This window comes from Marinicellulosiphila megalodicopiae (genome assembly GCF_045862395.1).
GTDB classification, from domain to species: Bacteria; Pseudomonadota; Gammaproteobacteria; order Pseudomonadales; family Natronospirillaceae; genus Marinicellulosiphila; species Marinicellulosiphila megalodicopiae.
In genome coordinates this window covers 2,699,710-2,722,354 of the sequence record NZ_AP023087.1, presented here as the reverse complement: position 1 = coordinate 2,722,354, position 22,645 = coordinate 2,699,710, and the positions used below count along the sequence as shown (strand labels likewise).

The window sequence follows — 22,645 nt, the reverse complement described above, 5'->3', positions numbered from 1 at the left end:
TGAGCGCATAACCCTTGCAATGTTCAACCTTAATTAAGCTAAAAAAGTTACATAACAAATAAAAGGTCAAATATGAGTGGCATTTGTCAAGAAGTTAGCTTAGAGAATTTCGAACAACTATTTTTGGAACATTCCAAACAATATCCAGTACTTGTTGTGTTTTGGGCACCTTCATTTGAGGAAAGTGTCGACCAATTAGCAACAGTTGAGCAAGTAGCGGTTAAGTATCAAGATAAATTGATTTTTAGTAAAATTGATTGTGATCAATTTCCAAATTTAGCACAACAATTTAATGTAAAAAGTTTACCTACCGTTGTTTTGGTGAAAGATGGGCAACCAATTGATGGGTTTGCAGAAATTGCTCCTGCCGAAAAGGTTGCACTTTTTATTGATAAACATTTACCAAAGCCTTGGGATATTGCTTTAGCCCAAGCGCTTGAACTCATTGAACAAACTCAGTTTGAGCAGGCCTTAGCCCTTCTACTTCCTGCATTAGAGCAAAGCAATCAACGTAACGATATTAAAATGCATGTGGTACATTGTATGTTAGAAACAACTAAAGTAGTTGAGGCGCAAGCAATATTGAATCAAGTACCCTATGTTGAGCAAGATGAGCGCTTTACAAAATTAAAGGCATTGTTAGAAGTCAAACTCCAAACCATAGACAGTCCGGAATTAGAAGCTTTAAAACAAACATATGAATCAGATATTGAAAATATAGAAACTTTAAAAACCTATGCAGCGAAATTAGCTGAAGTAGGAAGGCAAGAAGAAGCACTCACAGTTTTATATCAATTTATGCAGTCAAATAAGCAAGAAACCCAAATTAGGGTATTGTATTTGGATGTAATTAAAAATTCTGATGCCAAAACCGCAGCAAAATTTCAAAGAAAACTGTACACATTATTATACTGATGTACGTTTAATTAATCGTAGCTATACATCTTAATCCGTAATTTCAGGTTGCGATCCCCATTGTGCTTTTGCATTGCCCTTCTTAGGGCATTCATGCAAAGGTGGTTCTACTTTTTAATATTCATGAGATTATCCTGTCTGCACAATTAAGCTGCTTTTAACCACTTTAACTACTTCTAGGTTACTTGCGGGCAGCATAATATTCAACAAGGAGGTCATTATTGAGGTGTTATTGAGTTAAATGATCGTTCATAAACACCTCCTTTAATGATTTATAAGTTGAAATTACAATTTTGGATTACATTTTGTGACAATTGGAATCCTTTCTTTACGAAGTGTTCAGCTAAAAAACGGCATAATGGCGTTAAATTTAAAAATGAGCGTTAATTTTATGTCGTATCAAATATTTGTTTTAGGTTGTTGTTTTGTTGTTTGTGCAAGTTTACTTTTTTTTATTCGTTCATTGAATAAAGAAGCAAAACGTCGAGTCGACTAAATAACACTCTAAGTTAAATTAATAAAAAATAGCCTATATTCGGCTATTTTCTTAAAAATAATCATGACAGAAGGAAATGTCATGATTCTAGCTTAAGCTTTACACCTTTTTATCTTCTTTTGTTTTTCAAAAATATCTCCTGCTTAAATATTTCTTTCCAGTATTTCCGCTGTTTATTTCAAACGTTTCTTAACTTTTCGAATTTGATGGTTTGCTATTTTAAATGGCATAGGCTTTGCTGACCCATTATTAACTGCATTCAAAAACTGTCAAAATATTTACGGGAAGAACTTATGGCTGAAGATGAAAATAAAAATGAAGAAGCATCAGCAGAGGATGCGGATTCAAAAAAAGGTGGCCTTAAAAAAATTATTTTGATGGTTGTAGGGGCGCTATTGATCGCTGGGATTTCAATTGGTCTTACTATATTTTTAATGCCTAAACCAGAACCCGTTGTTGATTCAGAATTAACTCCAGAAGAATTAATGAAAGCTGAAGTTCAAGTGGGAGAAGATGGAAAGCCAATTTCAACTGAGCCCATTTACTTAGCGATGAAACCAGCTTTTATTTCAAATTATCAAGTTGGTAGTCGACAACGATATTTACAAATGGAGATATCTTTGTTTGCGCGTGATCAAGAAACCATCGATGTTGCTAAAGAGCATGAACCATTATTAAGAAATAATATTATCAGTATTTTAGGCGCCCAACAGTACGATGTGTTGCGAACGGATGAAGGTAAAAAAGCATTAATTGATTCAATTACTGTTGAAATTCAGGATATTTTATTAGAAGAAATGGGAAGGCCTGGTATTGAAAAAGTGCTATATACCAGTTTCGTTTTACAATAAATAAGGAATAACCTGTGCAAGATTTATTATCCCAAGACGAAATTGATGCGCTTTTACATGGTATTGATGATGTAGAAGTAGAGGAAGAAGACGGTTTTGATTCTGAAGGTGTCAAGAATTATGACTTAACCAGTGAAGACAGAATCGTTCGTGGCAGGATGCCTACGCTTGAAATGATAAATGAACGATTTGCTCGATACACACGAATTAGCATGTTCAATTTTTTAAGACGAAGTGCAGACATCGCAAGTGGTGGTGTGCAAATAATGAAATTTGGTGAATACATACATACCTTATATGTCCCCACTTCATTAAATTTAGTAAAAATTCGTCCTTTACGTGGTACATCATTATTTATTATGGATGCCAAGCTGGTTTTCAAATTGGTGGATAATTTTTTTGGAGGGGATGGAAGACATGCAAAAATTGAAGGCCGTGAATTTACGCCAACTGAAATTCGAGTAGTGCAAATGGTTTTATCTCAAGTGTTTATTGATATGAAAGAAGCTTGGGCTGCGGTGATGGAAGTAGATTTTGAATACGTTTCAAGTGAAGTTAACCCTGCTATGGCAAACATTGTTAGTCCAAGTGAGGTCGTTATAGTTTCAACGTTTCATATTGAGTTAGACGGTGGTGGCGGAGATTTGCATGTCACGTTGCCATATTCAATGATTGAGCCAGTTCGTGAAATTTTAGATGCAGGGGTTCAATCGGATGTTGATGATGTAGATGAAAGATGGGTCGAATCATTGCGCCACGATATTATGGATGCTCAAGTTCCAATATCAACAAAGGTCGTTGAGCGTCAAATACGTTTAAAAGAATTAGTTGAATTAGAGGCGGGGGATATTATTCCCATTGAAATGCCTGTCTCCACATTAATGACCGCTAACAATATTCCTATTTTTAGAACTAAAGTAGGGCGTAAAGACGAGAATTTAGCCTTGAAAATTGTAGAAATTTTAGATCACAGTGAACGTGAATTTGGTGATTTGAAATCTAAAATTATGGGAAAAATGGCCAAAAAAGGCACAAAAGCTGAACGCACACGACTAGAAGGTGAATGATATGAGTGATGAAGATTTACCCGAAGAAAATGATGAAAACAAAAAAGAAGGGTCAGATCAAGGCAGTGATCATGAAGAGATTGATATTGATGCCCTTGTGGATGAAGTAGGATCTCAAGATGATGATCTTGCGGATGAATGGGCATCTGCAATGGAAGAATCGGGTGATTTAGATAATCCTGATTTACACGATCCCGCCCCTGCTGAGTTAGAAGAGTTGGTGGATGAAGGTTACAAACAATCCGCAGGTTCACCCGATTTAGATGTGATTTTAGATATACCTGTCACGATATCTATGGAGGTAGGTAATACAAATATAGCCATCAGAAATTTACTGCAATTAAATCAAGGCTCTGTAATTGAATTAGATCGCTTGGCAGGTGAGCCATTAGATGTGTTAGTTAATGGGACATTAATCGCTCATGGTGAGGTGGTGATGGTGAATGAAAAATTCGGTATTCGTTTAACGGATGTGGTTTCGCAACAAGAACGAATCAGTCGTTTAAAATAAGGTATTTATGAATTCAGAAAATTTAGTTGATCCTATGCAAATCATTCTCAGTTTGGGTTTAGTCATTGGCCTTATCTTTGCGTGTGCTTGGGTAATGCGACGAACAAATGGCATTAAAGGGTTTCAAACTAATTTAATGACAGTTAAATCTGTACTTGCATTAGGGGCAAAAGAAAAAATAATGATTGTACAGGTCGGCAAAGAGCAATTGTTGCTTTCGGTATGTACAGGACACATTTCATTATTAAAAACATTAGATGAACCCATCACATTTAATGAGCGTGCCCCATCTGAATTTTCTGAAAAAATACTACAAATGATTCAAGGTGGAAAAGTTGCTAAACAACAAAATGAAAATAATAAAAAACATGACACAGGAAACGCTTCATTTACTAGTGTTGATGATTAAGCGTCAATTTAATTTTAAATATCTATCACTTTTTTTTATTTTTTCTATATTATTTATTTATCCATCTTTCAGTCTTGCTGAAAATGATTTTAAACTTCCATTAGTTACCTACCAAGAAACCGAAGCTGGCGGAGACTATTCCGTCAGTATTCAAATTTTAGCTTTAATGACAATGCTGTCATTTATTCCAGCAGCATTCATGATGTTAACTGCGTTTACGCGAATCATTGTTGTATTTGCTATATTACGACAAGCTATTGGGTTACAACAAACGCCTTCAAATCAAATATTATTAGGGCTGGCTTTATTTTTAACTATTTTTGTCATGATGCCAGTATTTAATCAAATTAAAGATACTGCAATTTTACCTTACGTAAACGAAGAAATTACCTCCACGCAAGCTTTAGCTCAGGCCCAACTCCCCATAAAGGAATTCATGTTAGGTCAAATTCGAGAAGATGACTTGGCTTTATTTATTCGCCTTGCAGATGAAGAAGGACAGTTTGATAGTGAAATGGATGTCCCGCTTACTATTATGGCGCCCGCTTTTGTAACCAGCGAATTAAAAACAGCATTCCAAATTGGTTTTTTAATTTTTATCCCTTTTTTGATTATTGATTTAGTGATTGCGTCATTATTGATGGCAATGGGTATGATGATGTTGTCTCCAGTAATTGTTTCTTTGCCCTTTAAAATAATGATGTTTGTATTAATTGATGGTTGGGCATTAGTAATCGGTTCATTAGCTGCAAGTTTTGGTACTTAGGAGAATATAATGGATGCATTAAACATTGCTGATTTATTCACAGAAGCATTATATATAGTGATGATTCTAGTAGCAGTTTTGATTGTCCCAAGTTTATTAGTTGGGTTAGTAGTAGCAACTTTTCAAGCAGCAACGCAAATTAATGAGCAAACATTATCTTTTTTGCCAAGATTGATGATTACTATTTTAGTTATTATTTTTACGGGTCCTTGGATCGTTGCAAAAGTAGTGAATTACGCGGAAAAACTCATTACTAATATTCCGTATTTGATTAGTTAACGATGAATAACTTATTTGTAACAGATTTACAAATCGCAAGTTGGTCTAGTCACTTCTTGTGGCCGATGTTTCGACTTGCTGGTTTTTTTGCCGTCGCACCAATTTTTGGTGCTAGAACCGTTCCATTAAGAGTTAGGGCTGCATTTACATTTATTATGACTGTCATGATTGTGCCAGTTTTACCGGACATGCCAGATTTAGAATCCATTAGTGTATTAAATATGCTTATGATTGCTGAGCAAATGACTATCGGTATCACTTTAGGTTTAGTCTTACAAATGTTATTTCAAATGTTTGTATTAACAGGTCAAACGATTTCAATGCAAGCGGGTTTGGGGTTTGCATCTATGATCGATCCTAGTAATGGGGTTTCAATTGCCGTTGTTTCCCAGTGGTATTTAACTTTAATTACTCTATTGTTTTTAGCAATTAATGGACACTTAGTTGTGATTGAGGTGCTAGTCGATAGTTTTTATATGATGCCAATTGGTCAAGGTGGTATTGCAAATGATATGTGGATGCAACTTGCTAATTTTTTAAGTTGGATGTTCAAAGCGTCTCTAACGATTTCATTACCGGCAATCATCGCATTATTATTAGTAAATTTAACTTTTGGTATTTTAACTCGTGCCGCCCCTCAATTGAATGTTTTCTCATTAGGTTTTCCAGTGACAATGGTATGTGGTATCGCCATTATCTGGTTAACGTTCAATAATGTCGTGCCATTAATCGATCGGTTTACTGCTGATGTGATTAATTTCATGCATTTACTTTTAGAGAAATAGGAGAACATTATGTCTGATGAAGACTCCTCGCAGGAAAAGACCGAAGACCCCACCGAAAAACGAAAAGAGAAAGCCAGAGAAGATGGCCAAGTTCCCCGATCACGAGAATTAAACACAGCGGTTTTATTAACAGCATCCGCTTTATGTTTCATTTTCTTTGGTCCAAATTTAGTTGAAATGGGCAAACAAATATTTGAAATAAATTTTATTTTTGATCGAGATCAAGCCACCGATCCAGTTAAAATGCTTGCAAGTTTTGCAGCTACTACCAAAGTTGCATTGTGGGGCATATTTCCTATTTTTATTATTCTAACCATTGCCTGCATAATTGGTCCGATTGGGATTGGAGGGTGGAATGTATCAATGAAATCTGCCTTACCAAAAGCGAATCGAATTAATCCAATGTCTGGATTAAAAAAAATGTTTTCTATGAATTCTATGGTTGAGCTTTTAAAATCATGGCTTAAAGTCTTGGGAATTGGTGGGGCAGCTGTTTTAGTTTTAATGGTGGAATTTGAAAGTTTATTTAAAATGACCTTTGAATATACAATGCCTGCGTTAACTCATGCATTAAATGTTTTGTTGTGGTCATTTTTATTTATTTCATTAACTACTTGGGTGCTTGTCGCAATTGACGTACCTTATCAAATTTACCAAGTACAAAAGAAATTAAAAATGAGTTTGCAAGAAATTAAAGATGAATACAAAAACTCAGAAGGTAAACCTGAGGTAAAAGCAAAAGTTCGTCAAATCCAGCGCGAAATGTCACAGCGAAGAATGATGTCGGATATGCCTGATGCAGATGTAGTCATTACTAACCCTGAGCATTATTCTGTTGCGTTAAAATATGATCCCCAATCTATGGATGTCCCAATTTTAGTAGCAAAAGGGGTGGATCAAATGGCTATGAAAATTCGTGAAGTGGCAAATGAATACAATATTTCAATTATACAAATGCCACCCCTTGCCCGATCAATATATCATTTTACTGAAATAGGGCGTGAAGTGCCTGAAGGTTTGTATGTGGCAGTCGCACAAGTGTTAGCCTATGTGTATCAAATGGATCAATATAAAAAAGGTCAAGGTGAAAAACCTAAACTGCAAAATATTGAAGTGCCAGATGATTTACGTTATGACGGTATTTAAAAACGCATTTAATTATTTTCAAGCAGTTCTCGACTCGCTAAAGTGATGGTTAAATTATAAAAAGATGTATTTCGTAATATTTGAATTTGTAATTTTGTACCAGGAGATAAATTTGCTATTTTTTCTCCAATATTATTAGGATTTAATATCGGTTCACCCGCTATTTGAACTAATATATCGCCTTCTTTTATGCCTGCTTGTTGTGCGGGGCCATTTTTCGTTAACTTAGTAATGACAAATGCATAAAAATCGATGCCTTTTGCCTGAGCTTCTTGGACGCTTAATATTTTAGAATCTGCAATTCCTAAGTATCCTCTTGTTACTTTTCCATGTTCGATAATTTGTTGTGCTGTACTAATTGCAATGCTATTTGGAATAGCAAACCCAATTCCTTGACTGCCCCCAGAGTTTGAAATAATAGCTGTATTTAATCCAATTAAATTACCATGAGCATTTATAAGTGCACCTCCTGAGCTACCAGGATTAATTGCAGCATCGGTTTGTAAATAATTCTCATACGTAGTGAGACCAATTTGATTTCGACCCACCGCACTTAATATTCCCATTGAAACGGATTGACCGACTCCATAAGGGTTGCCAATCGTGAAGACAAGATCTCCAACATGTGTTTGAACGCTACTTTCAATTTGAATGGGAAATAATCCGCTTAATTGAATTTTTAGTACTGCTAGATCCGTTTCTCGATCGTGTCCAATGGTTGTTGCATGGGTTTCTCTTCCATCAGCTAATAAAACGGTAATTTGGTCTGCGCCTTTAATGATATGGTAATTGGTTAAAATGTAACCCTGTTCATTTAATATGATACCGGATCCAAGATTTGATGTTTGATTAGTACGATTTTGGTGTTCAGAGTTAAATTGCTTTTTAAAAAATGGATCGTCAAATAAAGGGTGCTCTCTTTGTTCGGAAGTAGATGTTGAATAAATACTTACAACCGATTGTAATACGGGCGTGACAATGTGTGTAAACGAATTATCTTTCATTATTTCAGAGTAGGTAATATCAGATTTTTGTTCAGTTAATAATGTTTTTACTCTTGGCATCCAACCAGAAATAATTAGAGCGCAGCCAATACCAATTATAAAAGGGGGACTGTGTCGTAAAAGATTTTTAATAAACATATATGGTATCCTATGCCCTTTTGGGCAATGGTGGAAATTATAATTATGGCAATTGAAACTCAAGATTTAGTTCAATATCTAGATGCATTATTGCAGTCTAATAAATTTAAAGATTATTGCCCAAATGGCTTGCAAGTTCAGGGGAAAGCCCATATTGGTAGAATAATCACTGGAGTGAGTGCTACTTCTGAACTAATCGAAAAAGCCATAGAGTTAAAAGCTGATGCTATCTTAGTGCATCATGGCTATTTTTGGAAAGGTGAATCTCAAACTATTACCGGAATGAAATACAAAAGGATTAAAGCGCTTTTGGAACATGATATTAATTTATTTGGCTATCATCTTCCTTTAGATTGTCATGCAGAGTTTGGAAATAATACACAGTTAGCCCAAATAATGAATTGGCAAGTAATGGGTGATGTAAATGATACATTGCCTAAAGGTTTAGTTTTAAAAGGTAAATTAAAGACCCCAATAACTAATCAGCAACTAGTGCAACAATTTAAACAAAACTTAGATTTTGATCCATTACTGATTGGCAATCCAAATCAGCTTATTGAAAATATAGTCTGGTGCACAGGTGCTGCGCAAAGTTATTTGCAGTATGCCATTGATGAATCTGCTGATGCATTTATTACAGGCGAAATAAGTGAAAATACAGTGCACCAGGCTAAAGAAAATGAAATTTCATATTTTGCATGTGGCCATCATGCAACTGAACGTTATGGTGTAAAATCTTTAGGTGAGCATTTAAGTTCTAAATTTGGAATCGAACATATATTTGTTGATTGTCCCGTTCCTGTTTAATTGAAAAATCCTTAAAAACGTTGGAAAACTGATGGTTCCCAGTAAATTTTAATTTGAGCATGAAAATTCAACTTTTGGCATCTGTGTAAATGGTTAAAAATCGTTTACAATGCGCCACTTTTCTAGCCCGACATTCAAAAGGTGTAATAGTGTCCGAACAATATCAATCAGCTGATGTTTTATTAGTTGGCGCAGGAACCATGAGTACTACATTGGCGATGTTATTGACCCAATTAGATCCTGAAATTAAAATTATCATCATTGAGCAATTAGGTGAAGTTGCCAAAGAAAGCTCTGATGGCTGGAATAATGCAGGAACTGGCCATGCTGCTTATTGCGAACTGAATTACACGCCAGAGCAACAAGACGGATCCATAAATACATCTAAAGCCTTTGACATCAATGCCGCTTTTGAAATGAGCTTGCAATTTTGGGCGTATTTAGTAAATGAATCGATTTTGCCTGAACCTCATAATTTTATTAATAATGCACCCCATAAAAGCTTTGTTTGGGGAAAAAAGAACGTTGAATTTTTGCGTAAACGTCATCAAGCATTAAGTGCACATCCTATGTTTTCACTCATGAAATTCTCTGAAGACCCTCAAGAGATATCTAAATGGATGCCTTTGGTTATGAAAGGTCGAGATGCAAACGAAAAAGTAGCTGCGACCACCATGGAAATTGGCTGTGATGTAGATTTTGGTTCTTTAACTAGAAATATGATGCGCCATTTACAGGCATTACCGAATGTTCGACTATTGCTTTCACATGAAGTGGATGGTTTGTGGCAAACCCGTGAGAAGAAATGGGATGTTCGTGTCGTTAATAAAATTGAAAAAGACGAATACGATGTGACAGCGAAATTTGTATTTTTAGGAGCAGGAGGAGCAGCATTAACCATGCTTCAGCAATCTGGTATTCCTGAAGCTGCTCAATATGGCGGGTTTCCTGTAAGTGGTCAATGGCTAGTGTGTCATAAACCCGAGGTAGTGGATCAACATTTTGCAAAAGTATATGGATTAGCGGCGGTAGGAGCGCCTCCAATGAGTGTCCCACATTTAGATACGCGTATTATTGATGGTAAAAAAGCATTATTATTTGGTCCATTTGCTGGTTTTACTACTAAGTTTTTAAAAACAGGGTCCGTATTTGATTTGTTGATGTCTATTCGACCTAAAAATATTATTCCAATGCTATCTGTTGCTCGTGATAATTTTGATTTGACGAAATATTTAATTAAAGAAGTATTGCAGTCTTTTGATAAAAGAGTTGAAACATTAAAGCATTATTATCCTGAAGTGAATAAAGCTGATTGGGAATTAGCCTATGCAGGTCAGCGTGTTCAAGTGATTAAAAAAGATTTAAACACAGGTGGTAAATTGCAATTTGGTACCGAAGTAGTGATCAGTCAAGATAAAACTATTGCTGCACTTTTAGGTGCATCACCCGGTGCTTCTGTTGCAGTTAAAGCTATGTTAGAAATTGTGGAATCATGTTTTGCCAGTCGGTTTGAAAGCGATCAATGGCAAGAAAAAATTAAAAAAATGATTCCAAGTTACGGACAGTCATTAATTGATGACGAGGCGCTTTTGGCTAAAACACGCGAATACACGTTAAAGTCACTTAATATCGTCAAGTAAATATCCTAACAAAGCAACCCGAAGTTTTGGGTTGCTTTAATCGACGATCTTCTCTTTAAATTCACATAAATCCTCAATCAAACAACTCCCACATTTAGGCTTTCGTGCCGTACAAGTATAACGGCCGTGTAAAATCATCCAGTGATGTGCATCAAGTAAAAACTCTTTAGGTATAAATTTAATTAACCTGTCCTCAACTTCTCTTACATCTTTACCTTTCGCAATTTTAGTTCGATTCGCTACTCTAAAAATATGCGTGTCTACCGCCATAACGGGCTGTTTAAAATACGTATTTAATACCACATTTGCTGTTTTTCGGCCGACACCAGGTAATGCTTCTAATGCTTCTCTTGTATTAGGTACTTCGCCATTGTGATTGTCTATCAATGCTTTACATGTCTTGATTGTATTGGCTGCTTTTGAATTAAATAGGCCAATGGTTTTTATGTATTGTTTTAAATTTTCTTCCCCTAATTCAAGAATTTGTTTGGGGGTGTTGGCAATTTTGTACAATTTGTCGGTTGCCAAATTGACACTAACATCGGTAGCTTGAGCTGAAAGTAAAACGGCAATTAATAACTCAAAGACACTTGAATAATGTAACTCTGTTTTTGGGTGAGGGTTTTCACTTCGTAATCGATCAAATATTTCAAAACGAATGTTATGATTCATACAGGGGAGCCTAATGCTTTAAAAATTCAGAAGGGGATTATAGGGAATATTTTGCATAATTGAAAAAAATGAGCAATATTGTGGGTAAAAGTCAAAAGAAACCCCTCAAAAATACAAAAAAACATTTAAAAACAGAAAGTTAGGGCTAGTTTTTCTTATTTAAACTGGCACAATAGAAAAAGTTGTGTAAATGAATCTAACGACCCTAAGAGGTTAAGTACCATGGCACTGACAAAAGCAGAATTAGCAGAAAGACTAAACGATGAAGTTGGACTTAATAAACGTGAAGCAAAAGACATTGTGGAGCTGTTTTTTAATGAAATCCGTGACTCATTAATTGAAAATCAACAAGTTAAATTATCCGGATTTGGTAATTTTGATTTACGTGATAAATCTCAACGACCGGGTCGTAACCCTAAAACTGGGGAAGAGATTCCAATTAGTGCGCGTCGCGTGGTCACATTTCGTCCAGGTCAAAAACTTAAAGTTCAGGTAGAAAACTATGCAGGAAGCCAAGACGAATAACGAATTACCTGGCATTCCAGAAAAAAGACAATTCACAATTGGTGAAGTAGCACAGCTTTGTGCGGTAAAACCTCATGTATTGCGTTTTTGGGAAAAAGAATTTGCTCAATTGCAGCCCAATAAACGTCGAGGTAATCGCCGATATTATTGTCGTGAAGATGTATTATTAGTTCGTCAAATTCGAAGCTTGTTACATGAACAGGGTTTTACCATTGTGGGTGCACGTGCCCAGTTAGGTCAATTAGGTCGCCAACAAGATTGCCTTGAAGCAGATACACAATTTGAACATTCAGAAATTTCACAAATGCTCTTAGAGCTTGAAGAAATTTTCGATATTCTTTCTGATTAATTTAAATCTGTTTTTTGATTTTCTGATTAATCACATTCATTTTATTCCTATTTTCTAAACAATTTCACTTCCTATTAAATCGAAAAAATCATGAACAAACCTCCTGTAGGGCTTTGGTATATCCATATTTCAGCGTTAACGGTTGCTGGTACGGGCGTTTTTGCTAGAAGTATTCAACTGCCAGCTTATCAATTGATAGCGTGGCGAGCCTTATTTGCCGGGATTGTATTATTTCTATTTATTAAAATATTCAAAAAAACTCAAAAAATGAGCCTGTCACAATGGACTTGGCTTCTATGTTTTGGCGCAGCCACCTGTTTTCATTGGGTGACGTATTTTCATGCAATGCAAATAGCAGGCGTAGCGGTTGGTATGTTGTCATTGTTTACCTTTCCAGTCATGACGGTACTTTTTGAACCCATCATTAATAAAACGGCATTTCATAAAAAAGATTTGATTGCGGCATTAATTGTATTTTGCGGCATAGCTTTAATGATTCCTGAATTTGATCTTTCTAATCAAGTAACCCAGGGGGTATTTTGGGGAGTGTTATCTGCTTTTGTTTGGTCTTTACGTAATATTTATTTCAAAAAGAAACTCAGCGATCTACCCAGTGATCAATCTATGATGTGGCAATTGGTGATTGTAGCGATTATGTTATTGCCCTTTAGTGCGCAAGATGTGTTTGAAATCAGCCGCCAAGATTGGTATTTATTGATTGCTTTAGCATTATTTTGCACAGCACTGCCTCATACTTTATTACTTGCTTCTATGAAGACATTGTCAGCGAAAACATCGAGTTTGATATCCTGTTTACAGCCTGTTTATGGCACGTTGTTCGCTTTTTTTATTTTGAGTGAAGCACCCAATTGGCAGACGATGGTTGGTGGCGTTTTTATTATTGGCGCATCAATATTTGAAAGTTTAAGCGTGATACGAAAAACTAATTAAGTAGAGTTAATGCCCTATTAATGAATAGTTACTTTCCCCACTCAAGCATGCCGCCAGTCATATTAAATACATTTTCAATACCATAAGACAGTGCTAATTGAGCTCCTTTGGCAGAGCGACCGCCACTTCGGCATACAAATAGGTATTTTTTACTTTTATCGAAATGTTTTATGGCATCTTTTAAATCGGTTTGCAAAGTAATGAGTTTTGCATTTTGAATGTGACCCAAATCTCCATTAAATTCATCTTCTCTTCTGACATCAATAATTTCATCAAAACGACTTAAGTCAGATTTGACTTCTGTAGGAGTTAAATTTGTAACACTATGCCCACTGATCTGACCTGCAAGATTGGCCAGCTGTTCGATAATAGACTCCATTGAAGTGGAGGTGGTTTGGCTCAATTTTTGTGCAATGAGGTTGCCTTGTTGTGTTTCGTGTTCAAAATCCCCAACCCGATTGCGTATTTCTAGAATATTGGTGTTAATCGTAGAGAAAATAGAAAACAAGTCTTTGAGTTGTGTGTTTAAAATGTTTGACTCTTTTTCTAATTGTTTAACAATATTGCTAATGTTGTCTCTGTTGTTTTGTAGCGTATGTGAAATTTCCAAAGATGTTGACTGAGAATTTTTGGCTAATATTTTCATATTATCCGCAACCACAGCAAATCCTCTCCCATACTCACCGGCGCGTGCTGATTCAATTGCTGCATTAAGAGCAAGCATTTCTGCTTCTTTGCCAATTTTTTCAATCTCAAGTGATTGCTCATGAATTTGGCTTAATTGAGTGTCAATGGTTGTTAGAGTGAATTGGGTTTGGGTAAAGGCCTCTAGTGCCGTTTGCACCTGTTCAATATTTTGATTGCCTGAGCTCACAGAGGACTGAGTGCTGTCAGTCATTGAGTGTATTGTGCTGACTTGCTCCTGTTGTTTTGCCAGAATCGTCGAAATAACATTCAAGTCATTGGCAACATTATTTGCGCTATCACTGCAATTTTCAGAGATGGTGTTAATTGATGTGGTGCCTTGCTTGGTGTAGCTTTGGGCGGACGTTATAATCAAATTTAATAAATGTTTTAAAGAGTTGTCTTTTTGCTTGAGTCGCTCCTGATCTAATTGTGATGTGATCGTTGAAGGATTATTGGTGTTTTTTTGCGTGAATCGTTTTGATGCAATCCAGGCAATAATGAACCCAAACAATATGCATAAAACGCAGTAAATAATAGTAGACATAATTAAAAATTCGCAAAAAAGTTAATGTTAATGATCAAGGCCTAAATCGAATTCATCTTCAATAAATTCAGGCTCGGGTATGATTTTTCCAACCTGTATCATCGCTTGTAATACAGGTATATAAATTTCGCCTTTATCAGTTAAGTTATATTGAACCGATGGTGGAACCGTACAAAAACGTTGTTTGCTGATATGTTCAGATAAACACAGTTGTTTTAAGCGTCTAGAAAGGATTTTAGGGCTGATATGAGCAATGTTTTTATTTTGATTGATGCCTTGTTCGATCTCACAATAGCGCTTAGGCTGATCAATTAATTGAGAAAGAATTTGCATATTCCATTTCTCTTGTACAATTAAGCTGCACAAGCCAATGAATTTCGATTGGTTTTGCTGGTGTGTGTCGATTTGCATTGTGTGCCCTGTATAATTAAAACGCTCAATTTTGAATAAATCCTCAATTAATCAGTTTAGATGGTACTTGTGAAAACTCCAGTTTTGTTAAATTATGTATCATTCAAGCAGATGGGTTAATATTCATTAATTAGGCTTTTTGTAAAGAGTATTCTTTATTTTTTTAGAAGGTAGTTATGTTTAGAATGAAAATATTATGCGGTTTTTTACTGTTACTGTTAGTTTCGCTTAATGGGCTTGCAGCCAAAATTGTCACACCCACTGCGCAGATCATGCCTTATCCAGAGGGGGGCGCGCCCACTGAGCAGCAGATTCAATTAGGTAAACAGTTGTTTTTTGAGCCGTTATTGTCAAAAAGTGGCAAAATGTCCTGTGCAACTTGCCATAATCCAAACTTGGGTTTTGGAGATGCAAGGCAATTTTCTTTAGGGGATAATGGCGAACCTTTGATTCGACACACCCCTCATTTATATAATATTGGATTTGCTAAAACATTGTTTTGGGATGGAAGGGCAGCCACTCTGGAGCAGCAGGCGTTAATGCCAATTATTAATCCATTAGAAATGAATCTACCTTTAGATGAAATGATGCTTCGATTGAATTCTTTTTCTTTTTATAAAGAGGCATTTAATGAGCATTATGGCGCACTAACTATTGAAAATGTTGCTAAAGCGATTTCCGCTTTTGAGCGCAGTTTAATTACACCCAATTCACCTTTTGATCGATTTATTGCAGGAGATGCCAACGCAATTTCTAGTTTGGCTAAGCAAGGTTGGCAATTATATAACGGAAAGGCAAACTGTTTTTCTTGTCATGATGGCGCAGATTTAAGTCACGTAAGATTTGATAATATTGGAATGGGTGTGAAAGATGTTGGTAGACAACCATTCGCTACACAAGATGAAGGTAATGCATTGGGTAAATTTAAACCACCTGGGTTACGAAATGTGGCATTAACCGCTCCGTATATGCATGATGGGTCAATAGGCACCTTGGAAGAAGTCATACGTTTTTATATGCGTGGTGGAGATTTTGATGAAAACAAGTCTGCACAAATTTCAAAAATGGATCTTACAGAGCAAGAAGTAAGTGCATTACTTGCCTTTTTAGGCACCTTAACGGATCCACTGGTAATTCAAATCCCAGAACCCGTTCACAGTGCTAAATGATTATATATTTTCATGAAATAAGCGTGTAATTGTTATATATTACGCGCATTTATTTTTTTAACTCTAGGTGTGTTTTTTTATGTCACAAGTTGCACAAAAAATAGGTGTGTTAATTGTTGGTGTATTCGCAATTGGTTACATTTTATTCTCATCATCTCAAACTAACGATACGATAGAAAAAACATTCTGGGCTGAGCCAAAAGGTGAGCCCGGAGTGGATTACCGATATTTTTCTCAGTGGCCAGAAATGCAGCCTGCTTATAAACAAGATGATACATTAGAGAAAAGAATTCAAACTATTTTGGGGAAAATGACCTTAGAAGAAAAAATAGGTCAAATGATACAAATTGATGTAAAAACAGAGTCTACAGAAGAGGTAAATCAATATCACATAGGAAATTTGACCATTGGCATTGGTGAACAACCAGGTCGAGGAAGTAAAGCACAGTTGACAGATTGGTTGGCATTATTAGATGAGTATTGGGTTGCTACACAACTTACTGCCAAAGGGCTTGAGTATTATTATCAAACCGGTGAAGTGGATATGCAATTTAAAAAAGAAAATCCTATACCACCACTCTGGTTTATAGATGCAATACATGGCAGCTCAAATGTGTATGGATCGGTTATTTTTCCGCATAATATTAATCTTGGAATGGCAAATGATGCAAAGCTGGTTGAAAAAATTGGACAGGCAACAGCCAAGCAAGTATTAGCATCGGGTCATAATGTGGCCATGGTTTCTTCAGCTACTGTGGTTCGTGATGATCGTTGGGGCAGAGTGTATGAAGGATTTTCAGAACATCCTGAAATATCAATGGAATTAACCTCAGCGATGATTAAAGGACTTAATCAAACAACTGAACAAAACACAGCTATTGCCGGTGTTAAGCATTTTCTTGCAGCTGGGGACACTGACGGCATCGATAGAGGTAATGCGCTGCTTTCTCAAGATCATTTAATTACTTTGCATGCCCAAAGTTATATGGCCGCAATTAAAAATGGAGCTCAAGTAATCGGTGTAGGATTAAATAGTATTAACGGTAAAAAAAATCATGGATCGAAATTTTTAATTCAAAATATTTTAAAAGAAAAATTTAAGTTTGATGGCATCGTGACAACAGATTGGCAAGGTGCAAGTTATGTATTAGGTTGTTGGGAGGGGCGTTGTGGACAGGCAATTAATGCCGGAATCGATGTGTTTTTAATTCCCATGGTGGCATCGATAGGAAAAATTGATCGTGAAGATTACTATAAATTATTTATCGAAAATACGATCAAACAAGTTGAAAATGGATCCATCAAAATGACACGCATTGATGATGCTGTGACACGAATACTACGAGTGAAAATTCGCAGTGGATTGTTTGATGCGCCTATGCCAAGTTTACGAGCGTTTTCAGGAAATGAGCAATTTTTAGATAATCAAGCCTTTCGCTTGATAGCCAGAGAAGCTGTTGCAAAATCCTTAGTGTTATTAAAAAATGATCAAAATATATTGCCATTAAATCAGCAGGCAAAAATTTTATTGGTAGGGGATTCTGTTAGGGATATTAAAAGTGCCACTGGAGGTTATTCAATGGGATTTAAAGATGCTGGCGGGAATTCAAAATATCCAGCGGGTATTACCTTGGAAAAACAATTTAAAAAAGTGGTAGGCAATATCACTTATAAAAATTCAAAACTGTTAAGCAAAATGGATATTGAAAAATACTCTGAGTTTGATGTGATTTTTCTAGTTTTAAAAGAGCCTATTTATGCGGGAATAAGTGGAGACGTTGCCACATTAGATTTTGCGAAGTTATACCCTGATGAATATAACTTATTTGAAACATTAGCTAAAACAGACAAACCTTTAGTCGTGATGTATTTAGGTGGTCGCCCTTTGTATATGAATAATATTTTAAATCAAAGCGATGCTGTTGTGGCAGCTTGGTTTCCAGGTACAGAAGTATCAGGCATTACCGATGTTTTATTTCGTAATGAACTGGGAGCTATAAATCAAGATTTTTTTGGAAAATTGTCTTTTTCTTGGCCTGCGACACCCTGTCAATTTGAAAATAATATCGGTCAAAAAAATTATGCTCCATTATTTGCTTATGGGTACGGTTTGACTTATGAATCCCCCAAAACTTGGCAAGACTTACCGGAAAGTTCAGTTGAGTGTCAACATTGATTTTCAACATTGATTTTCAATATTGATGATCACCTTTAATAATCAATAGGAATAAATAAATTAGTATGAATATTAATAACGCTGTGCATCATCGTTTCGCACCATTCTTGTTTGTATCACCTTTTTTAGTGATATTTTTTGTTTTAAATTTTTATCCATTATTAGTGTCACTATATATTTCCATGCATGACTGGTTAACAGGCAGTGCTTTGTCAGTTGAAAATATGGTATTTGATCCGTTGCATAACTATACAATTGCTTTGACTCATCCATTAATTAAAGATGCGCTAATCAATACCACATTGGTTGCATTGTTGTCGGTATTTTTAGTACACAGTTTAGCTTTAGGTTTAAGTAAATTAATTTTAAATAGTTTTACTTGGATTCAAGGTTTACTCTTAGTTATGTTGTTTGCTCCATTTATATTAAGTGAAACCAGTTTGTCTGATTCCTATATTAATGGGTTTTGGCAAATTCGAGGATGGATCGAAAGTCATATGCAAGGTGATACAGTACCTTGGTTTTGGCAGTTATTAAATAATCGTTACCCTGCATTATTTGTAGTGTTTGTATTGGGTGTAAAATACATAGGATTTTTTACATTAGTTTATACAATGGTCTTAAGAACCGTTTCAAATGATATAAAAGACGCTGCCTATTTGGAAGGCGCAAGTAGTTTGTTGGTCTTTTTTAAAATTGAAATACCCGCGATTCGCTCAATGATTATAGCAATGGTTATTTTATCATTTATCTTTTTTGTTCAATCAAGTGAAGTGTCGGTTTATCTTAAAAATCATCATAATGAGAGAGATATAGGTGTCACTTATTTTAGTTTAATGATGAAGTTATTGGGTGATAGAGAGTTTGGCCCTGCAGCTTCTTTAAGTTGGGCGTTTATATCAGCATTAGTAAGTATTGCATTAGTAATTTTTGTAATATTAAGAATGCTAAAATCAAAGAATTTTAAAAAAATAATTATTAAAAAGGTGGATTTGACATGAATTCAAAATATATGATTTCACGCTGTATCTGCACGTTTGTAATTTTGATTTTAGCGTATTTTATGATGCTGCCAATGTTCGAAATTTTAAAAGCATCGTTTAAAATGCAAAACTATTTAGAATCAATAAATGGTAATAATTATTCACTTCAATATGCGTATCTACAGCTAATGTCGATTCGTCCGTTTTTTGAAAATTTTTGGATGAGTTTTCGAATCTCGATATTGTGTGCGTTTATAAGTGCATTTTTCTGTACAACGGTAGCTTATGGACTGGTGATGTATCAATTTAAAGCACGTAATATTATTTTAGTATTATTGATTCTAATGCTTCTGATGCCGGAAGGGCTAAAAATTATCCCTTTTTATTTGGTATTGGATCAATTGGGTTTAATCGGGTTAGAAGAATCGCTATGGGTGCCATTTACTATACCTGCTTTGTGTGTGTTTATTATCAAACAATACATATCCACCACTATCAGATTAGATACCATTGAAGCAGGTCGAATTGAAGGTGCTTCAGAGTGGATAATATTTTGGAAATTAGTTGTACCATTATTAATGCCTGCCTTAATAGTGGTACTTGTGATTCAATTTGCATTTATGTGGAATCAATTTGACTTGGCTTTTTTTACCTTAGAAAATGATGCGGTCCAACCCATTTCTGTAATCAGTCGTGGATCTGATTTGCCTCCGATCACTTATGCAATTTCAAGTTTTTTCCCATTACTGATTCTTTTGTTAGGTTCAAAATATATCATACGCTTTGTGGACAGTGCTTTTTAAGGTGGATGGATCGAGAAAAAGTGATCGTAAATTTGTGTTGGATTGTGTTTAGGGGTAAGTTAATCCTAATTCATGATTAAAAATTAGTTACTCTAATAAACTGAAACTTGATTGTAAAATAGTTGAAGGGGAAGGATGTTTGGAAGGTAAGAAAAGTGGCTAAGTGTTAGTTAAAATAATTAGTTTCCTAAAGAGTGATCATCCTTGATCACTTGAATGAAAATTATTAAAAGCGGACGCCAACTGATGCTGTGATTGGTTGCGTTTTAGCAAATGATCCAGGTTCACCTAATAATGTATAATCCGAATCTAGTTCAGAGAATACGCCATAAGTATGTGCATCATAACCATTATCAACAAAGCTTCTAATTTCTGTAGAAAGTTCTATTACAAATTTACCAACATTTAGACCCACTCCAAATGGCGTGTAAATGTCGTCTTGTGAGCTAACCCCGTCTATCATTTCCATTGCAATCCCGATTCCAGAATAGAAAAATAGACCTTGACCGTCTAAATTAACCCCCGTTAAAAATTCCAAGCTAGCTCCTTCTACTTTGCTGTCAAAATGGCAGCCAAGTTTTGTTTTTGCATTTTCAATACGGCAATCTTCAAATTGATGATATTCCGCTGATATAGCTGTCCATGCAGAGTATACATATTTTATGTCCAGTGATTGCCCTTCCAGAATAAACTCTTCAGAAACTAAATCGCCTGTTGGATTGTGTTCATAATTGATGGTGCCATACGAGATATATTTACCATAATTAATTTGGAGAGTAGGTCGAAAATTGTCAGCAAAAGTGGGTAATGACATTAGTGATACAGCTATAATGCCTAAGACTTTAAGAAACGGTCTCATGTGAATTCCTTGTGGTTAAGTGTGTTTAAATTCTAAGAATGTGAATTATAGGTTAAATGCTTAAACTGTACAATTTTCCGTCAAAATAAGTGCCATTCGTAAAATTATTGCTATTTTTTGTAAATAAATAAAATCACCCTGATTACATAAGTCCTTGATATTTAACAATATGTCATTCAATAGGGGGCAAATACCCCAAAAGTGATGTGGAAATTAAAAAATGATGGGTGCATTATGTGATTAATAATAAAACCAAGGGGTATAAAATGGCTATCGAAAAGACTTTGAGTATTATCAAACCTAATGCCGTCAAACAAAAGCATGTAGGTGAAATTATTTCGATGTTGGAACAAAATAATTTGCGTATTTCCCAAATGAGAATGTTGCAATTGGATAACGTGCAAGCAAAAATGTTTTATCAAGAGCATATTGGTAAGTCATTTTTTGACGAGTTATTGAATTTTATGCTTTCAGGTGAAATTGTTGTGTTAAAGCTTGAGGGGGAAAATGCAATTGCTAGGTATCGAGAATTAATGGGCGCGACTAACCCATGCGATGCTAAAGAAGGGAGTATTCGAGAAAAATTTGGAGATAAAACGGATCTCACTCAAAACGCAGTGCATGGTTCAGATTCAAAAGAATCCGCGAAACGAGAATTGGCTCTATTTTTTAAGTGATTGCGATTTTTTATTTTTTAAAAATGTTTTGTATTCAATAACTGGTAAATCTTCATGTTTGATAATAGAGCGTTTAGTTAAACGATATCGATAACAAAATACTTCAAACCAATGCTGTAAATGTTGAGCACTTTGTTTGTGTCCTAAGGCATTAATTACCTTTGCAGCAACTTCTGCTGTAGCTAAATGTCCAGGCTTTTCTGATTGTCTTAAAATATAATTTGAATTGTTATAATCAATTAACGTTTCATTTAAAATATCAGGTGCAATCGATATCATTGGTAAACTATGTAGTTTCGGTGTTTTACGATACATTCTTGCTGCTTCTCGCCATGTGCCATCTAATAAAATCAACAATGGAGTTTTTGTTGAATCCATTTGTAGTGGTTGTTCTATATTAGGTTCGTATACTATTTGATTGTCCATTGCATAATCTTTTGGAAATACTATAAATGGTTGGTATTTTGAATTTTCAAGCAGGGCTAAAAATTTTGCATCAGGGTTGGTGCGAGAATATAAAAAAACGTGAGTGTCTTCAAATATATCGGCAATCAAGCGGCCAGTATTGGATGGCTTTAATATTTCAATGTCATGTAATAGTAAGCAAAACGAAATGGGGCTTGTGTCTACTTGTTTTAAATCACAGATACAATGATGTTCAGCAATTTGACAAATAGGGCACCGAATTGTTTTTATTCCGCGAGCTTTAAACGGGCGAGTGCATAGGGATTTTCGATATAAATAAAGATCGTGAAATTTCGACATAAATTATTTGGTGCAAGGAATTTAAAAGGATTTGAGCAAAGAAGGGAGTATTTAAAATGGCTCCTCGAGCTGGACTCGAACCAGCGACCAATAGATTAACAGTCTACTGCTCTACCAACTGAGCTATCGAGGAACATCTTAAAATCTTTAATAAGCTTAACCAATTTTGGTGAATTGGTCGGAATAGTAGGATTCGAACCTACGACCCTCTGGTCCCAAACCAGATGCGCTACCAGGCTGCGCTATATTCCGGACTAATT

At 35.4% G+C, this 22,645-nt stretch carries 25 protein-coding genes and 2 tRNA genes; 19 read left to right on the top strand and 8 right to left on the bottom strand.

The features are described 5' to 3' along the window. Positions 1–72: 72 nt before the first annotated feature. The 9 genes from TYM08_RS11725 to flhB all read left to right on the top strand — a co-directional run bounded on the left by TYM08_RS11725 (position 73) and on the right by flhB (position 7,225). Positions 73–915, top strand: a complete 843-nt coding sequence (locus tag TYM08_RS11725; RefSeq protein WP_422379332.1) for a tetratricopeptide repeat protein — start codon at positions 73–75, stop codon at positions 913–915. A 789-nt stretch (positions 916–1,704) separates the two neighbouring features. Beyond that, positions 1,705–2,262 carry a flagellar basal body-associated FliL family protein gene (locus TYM08_RS11720; protein WP_422379331.1) on the top strand — a complete coding sequence of 186 codons (558 nt, stop codon included), beginning with the start codon at positions 1,705–1,707 and terminating at the stop codon, positions 2,260–2,262. Between the two features lie 14 nt (positions 2,263–2,276). After that, on the top strand, positions 2,277–3,329 hold the full coding sequence (gene fliM, locus TYM08_RS11715) for a flagellar motor switch protein FliM (protein WP_422379330.1): 1,053 nt from the start codon (positions 2,277–2,279) through the stop codon (positions 3,327–3,329). 1 nt (position 3,330) lies between these two features. Continuing rightward, the gene (gene fliN, locus TYM08_RS11710) at positions 3,331–3,840 is read left to right on the top strand and encodes a flagellar motor switch protein FliN (RefSeq protein WP_422379329.1); all 510 of its coding nucleotides are present in this window, start codon (positions 3,331–3,333) and stop codon (positions 3,838–3,840) included. A gap of 7 nt (positions 3,841–3,847) precedes the next feature. After that, positions 3,848–4,249, top strand: a complete 402-nt coding sequence (fliO, locus tag TYM08_RS11705; RefSeq protein ID WP_422379328.1) for a flagellar biosynthetic protein FliO — start codon at positions 3,848–3,850, stop codon at positions 4,247–4,249. Continuing rightward, positions 4,242–5,015, top strand: a complete 774-nt coding sequence (fliP, locus tag TYM08_RS11700) for a flagellar type III secretion system pore protein FliP (RefSeq protein WP_422382832.1) — start codon at positions 4,242–4,244, stop codon at positions 5,013–5,015. Before fliO ends, fliP begins: the two co-directional genes overlap by 8 nt. A gap of 9 nt (positions 5,016–5,024) precedes the next feature. Beyond that, positions 5,025–5,294 carry a flagellar biosynthesis protein FliQ gene (gene fliQ, locus TYM08_RS11695; protein WP_422379327.1) on the top strand — a complete coding sequence of 90 codons (270 nt, stop codon included), beginning with the start codon at positions 5,025–5,027 and terminating at the stop codon, positions 5,292–5,294. Positions 5,295–5,296: 2 nt separating this feature from the next. Continuing rightward, positions 5,297–6,079, top strand: coding sequence for a flagellar biosynthetic protein FliR (gene fliR, locus TYM08_RS11690; protein ID WP_422379326.1), 783 nt, complete (start codon positions 5,297–5,299; stop codon positions 6,077–6,079). Positions 6,080–6,088: 9 nt separating this feature from the next. Beyond that, positions 6,089–7,225 (top strand): flagellar biosynthesis protein FlhB, encoded by a 1,137-nt coding sequence (gene flhB / locus TYM08_RS11685; protein ID WP_422379325.1) that lies wholly within the window; start codon positions 6,089–6,091, stop codon positions 7,223–7,225. 8 nt (positions 7,226–7,233) lie between these two features. Here the strand turns inward: flhB and TYM08_RS11680 are convergent, their stop codons facing one another. After that, positions 7,234–8,367: a trypsin-like peptidase domain-containing protein gene (locus TYM08_RS11680; RefSeq protein WP_422379324.1), complete on the bottom strand. Its 1,134-nt coding sequence runs from the start codon at positions 8,365–8,367 to the stop codon at positions 7,234–7,236. Between the two features lie 45 nt (positions 8,368–8,412). Here TYM08_RS11680 and TYM08_RS11675 point away from each other — a divergent pair, with 45 nt between their 5' ends. Then, positions 8,413–9,174 carry a Nif3-like dinuclear metal center hexameric protein gene (locus TYM08_RS11675; RefSeq protein WP_422379323.1) on the top strand — a complete coding sequence of 254 codons (762 nt, stop codon included), beginning with the start codon at positions 8,413–8,415 and terminating at the stop codon, positions 9,172–9,174. An 89-nt stretch (positions 9,175–9,263) separates the two neighbouring features. Continuing rightward, a complete protein-coding gene (gene mqo, locus TYM08_RS11670) occupies positions 9,264–10,814 on the top strand; it encodes a malate dehydrogenase (quinone) (RefSeq protein WP_422379322.1) in 1,551 nt (516 codons plus the stop codon). Between the two features lie 36 nt (positions 10,815–10,850). On the opposite strand, the gene nth is transcribed toward mqo, so the two are convergent. Further along, the gene (gene nth, locus TYM08_RS11665; RefSeq protein WP_422379321.1) at positions 10,851–11,486 is read right to left on the bottom strand and encodes an endonuclease III; all 636 of its coding nucleotides are present in this window, start codon (positions 11,484–11,486) and stop codon (positions 10,851–10,853) included. A 222-nt stretch (positions 11,487–11,708) separates the two neighbouring features. Between nth and ihfA the strand changes: the two genes are divergently transcribed. From ihfA to TYM08_RS11650, 3 genes are all read left to right on the top strand, one after another. Beyond that, positions 11,709–12,011: an integration host factor subunit alpha gene (ihfA, locus tag TYM08_RS11660; protein ID WP_422379320.1), complete on the top strand. Its 303-nt coding sequence runs from the start codon at positions 11,709–11,711 to the stop codon at positions 12,009–12,011. Beyond that, a complete protein-coding gene (locus TYM08_RS11655; RefSeq protein WP_422379319.1) occupies positions 11,989–12,360 on the top strand; it encodes a MerR family transcriptional regulator in 372 nt (123 codons plus the stop codon). Before ihfA ends, TYM08_RS11655 begins: the two co-directional genes overlap by 23 nt. Positions 12,361–12,450: 90 nt before the next feature. Next, a complete protein-coding gene (locus TYM08_RS11650; protein ID WP_422379318.1) occupies positions 12,451–13,311 on the top strand; it encodes a DMT family transporter in 861 nt (286 codons plus the stop codon). A gap of 28 nt (positions 13,312–13,339) precedes the next feature. Here the strand turns inward: TYM08_RS11650 and TYM08_RS11645 are convergent, their stop codons facing one another. Both TYM08_RS11645 and TYM08_RS11640 read right to left on the bottom strand, forming a co-directional pair. Continuing rightward, positions 13,340–14,542, bottom strand: a complete 1,203-nt coding sequence (locus TYM08_RS11645) for a methyl-accepting chemotaxis protein (RefSeq protein ID WP_422379317.1) — start codon at positions 14,540–14,542, stop codon at positions 13,340–13,342. 27 nt (positions 14,543–14,569) lie between these two features. Beyond that, positions 14,570–14,953, bottom strand: a complete 384-nt coding sequence (locus tag TYM08_RS11640; RefSeq protein ID WP_422379316.1) for a winged helix-turn-helix transcriptional regulator — start codon at positions 14,951–14,953, stop codon at positions 14,570–14,572. 176 nt (positions 14,954–15,129) lie between these two features. Between TYM08_RS11640 and TYM08_RS11635 the strand changes: the two genes are divergently transcribed. The 4 genes from TYM08_RS11635 to TYM08_RS11620 all read left to right on the top strand — a co-directional run bounded on the left by TYM08_RS11635 (position 15,130) and on the right by TYM08_RS11620 (position 20,084). Then, entirely contained in the window at positions 15,130–16,122 is a 993-nt protein-coding gene (locus TYM08_RS11635; RefSeq protein WP_422379315.1) for a cytochrome-c peroxidase, read from the top strand. Positions 16,123–16,201: 79 nt separating this feature from the next. Beyond that, positions 16,202–18,298: a glycoside hydrolase family 3 protein gene (locus TYM08_RS11630; protein ID WP_422379314.1), complete on the top strand. Its 2,097-nt coding sequence runs from the start codon at positions 16,202–16,204 to the stop codon at positions 18,296–18,298. Positions 18,299–18,363: 65 nt separating this feature from the next. Next, complete coding sequence (locus TYM08_RS11625) at positions 18,364–19,299, top strand: carbohydrate ABC transporter permease (RefSeq protein WP_422379313.1); 936 nt, start codon at positions 18,364–18,366, stop codon at positions 19,297–19,299. Beyond that, on the top strand, positions 19,296–20,084 hold the full coding sequence (locus tag TYM08_RS11620; RefSeq protein ID WP_422379312.1) for a carbohydrate ABC transporter permease: 789 nt from the start codon (positions 19,296–19,298) through the stop codon (positions 20,082–20,084). Before TYM08_RS11625 ends, TYM08_RS11620 begins: the two co-directional genes overlap by 4 nt. Positions 20,085–20,310: 226 nt before the next feature. Here TYM08_RS11620 and TYM08_RS11615 read toward each other — a convergent pair whose 3' ends face one another. Continuing rightward, the gene (locus TYM08_RS11615) at positions 20,311–20,943 is read right to left on the bottom strand and encodes a hypothetical protein (protein ID WP_422379311.1); all 633 of its coding nucleotides are present in this window, start codon (positions 20,941–20,943) and stop codon (positions 20,311–20,313) included. Between the two features lie 266 nt (positions 20,944–21,209). On the opposite strand from TYM08_RS11615, the gene ndk reads away from it, so the two are divergent. After that, complete coding sequence (gene ndk / locus TYM08_RS11610) at positions 21,210–21,620, top strand: nucleoside-diphosphate kinase (protein ID WP_422379310.1); 411 nt, start codon at positions 21,210–21,212, stop codon at positions 21,618–21,620. On the opposite strand, the gene TYM08_RS11605 is transcribed toward ndk, so the two are convergent. From TYM08_RS11605 to TYM08_RS11595, 3 genes are all read right to left on the bottom strand, one after another. Further along, entirely contained in the window at positions 21,606–22,385 is a 780-nt protein-coding gene (locus tag TYM08_RS11605; RefSeq protein WP_422379309.1) for a tRNA-uridine aminocarboxypropyltransferase, read from the bottom strand. The two genes, ndk and TYM08_RS11605, sit on opposite strands and share 15 nt — an antisense overlap. 57 nt (positions 22,386–22,442) lie before the next feature. Next, positions 22,443–22,518: transfer RNA gene (locus TYM08_RS11600), tRNA-Asn, on the bottom strand. 42 nt (positions 22,519–22,560) lie between these two features. Beyond that, positions 22,561–22,637, bottom strand: a tRNA-Pro gene (locus TYM08_RS11595). Between the last annotated feature and the right edge of the window lie 8 nt (positions 22,638–22,645).